This window comes from Arthrobacter sp. Hiyo1 (assembly GCF_001263615.2).
Classification (GTDB): domain Bacteria; phylum Actinomycetota; class Actinomycetes; order Actinomycetales; family Micrococcaceae; genus Arthrobacter.
In genome coordinates, this window is sequence record NZ_DF952470.1 from 373,243 (window position 1) to 374,749 (window position 1,507).

2 pseudogenes are annotated in these 1,507 nt (G+C 66.9%); one reads left to right on the forward strand and one right to left on the reverse strand.

Annotation, left to right across the window (positions count from 1 at the left end):
• Nucleotides 1-685: pseudogene (locus AHiyo1_RS10610) on the forward strand (MFS transporter); the annotation flags it as partial.
• Between the two features lie 192 nt (nt 686-877).
• Here the strand turns inward: AHiyo1_RS10610 and AHiyo1_RS10615 are convergent.
• Nucleotides 878-1,507: pseudogene (locus AHiyo1_RS10615) on the reverse strand (malate synthase A); the annotation flags it as partial.

The window sequence follows — 1,507 nt, forward strand, 5'->3', positions numbered from 1 at the left end:
CCGCGAGTGCCCTGCTGGCCCTCGCGGCCATCCTGTTCTGGATTCCCACAGTCGGCGCCCGGCAAGCTTTCGTTCCCGCTGCTGTGCCCGCCGCCGGCGGTTCACGAGCGGGGGGCGCCTCCGGGGTTGGCTGGCTGACGGCGGGCCTGACGCTGGGCTTCGCCGGCAGGCATTCTCGTACTACGGCGTGACCGCATGGCTCCCGAGCTTCCTGGCCGACGAGCTGGGCATGGGCACAGCACAAGCCGGCGCGGGATCATCGCTCTTCCAGATTTTCGCGATAGTCGGTGGGCTCGGCGTGCCGCTGCTCGCCCGTTTCGCCAGTACGACGGCGGTGGCGGCCACCTTGGGTGCCTTGTGGCTCACGGTGCCCTTGGGCTTGTTGCTGGCCCCGGGCTGGTGGTGGCTATGGTCGTCCCTCGGTGGAGTAGCGCAGGGCGGCGGCATCACGGTCATCTTCATCGCCATCATCAAGTTCGCGCGCGACCAAGCTTCGGCAGGCAAGATGTCCGCCGTCGTGCAGGGGGTCGGCTACTGCTTCGCGGCCTTGGCTCCGACCGTCATCGGCTACGTGCACGGCATCTCCGGCAGTTGGACCGTGCCGCTCCTGGTGATCCTCGGATCGGTCGCCGCATTCTGCATCTGCACCACCCTCTCGGTGCGCTGGGTGGCCCGGCAGCGCTAAGTGCGCGCCGCCGTCGTCCCTTAACCCCGCGCGAACTGGCAGCAGATGACCGTTCCCAAGCGGCAAAGTCATCTGCTGCCAGTTCGCACGTGTTGATGAAGGGGTTCCGTCGCTGGGCTGCCTCCCCGGCCATCGGGGTCACTTGTTGCGAAGAGTGCAGGCAGCCCAGCGGCGGGGGCTTTATCTACGGGTTCAAGCGGCCACGAGTTCTTCCTTGGTGGCTTCCTCGCGGGCTTCCGTGAGGTAGCGGGCGTAGGCCGGGATGGTTAGGAAGGTGGGGAACTCCTCGGCCAGGGTGACTTCGTCGAAGATGCTGCGGGCATCGTTGAAGCGGTCGTCGTCGAAGCGTTCCAGGCGGGCGAACTCTTCGTCCAGGAGGTCGTTGATCCATTCGCGGGTGATGACTTCGCCGGTGTCGGTGATGGCGTGCGAGTAGATCCACTGCCAGAGCTGTGAACGAGAGATCTCCGCCGTGGCTGCGTCCTCCATGAGGTTGTGGATGGCCACGGCGCCGTTGCCGCGCAGCCAGGACTCGATGTAGCGGATGCCCACCTCGATGTTGTTCCGGATGCCGGTCTCGGTGATGGTGCCCGTGGTGGAGGCGACATCGATCAGGGCGCGGTCGTCGGGGGTGACGTCCTCGCGTGAGCGGTCCAGTTGGTTCGGACGCTCGCCGAGTACGCCGTCGAACACTTCGCGGCACACCGGAACCAGGTCCGGGTGGGCCACCCAGGAGCGTCGAAGCCGTCGCCGGCTTCGCGGGTCTTGTCCGCGCGGACCTTCTCGAACGCTGCCGTGTTGGCGGCCTCGTCCTTGCGGTTG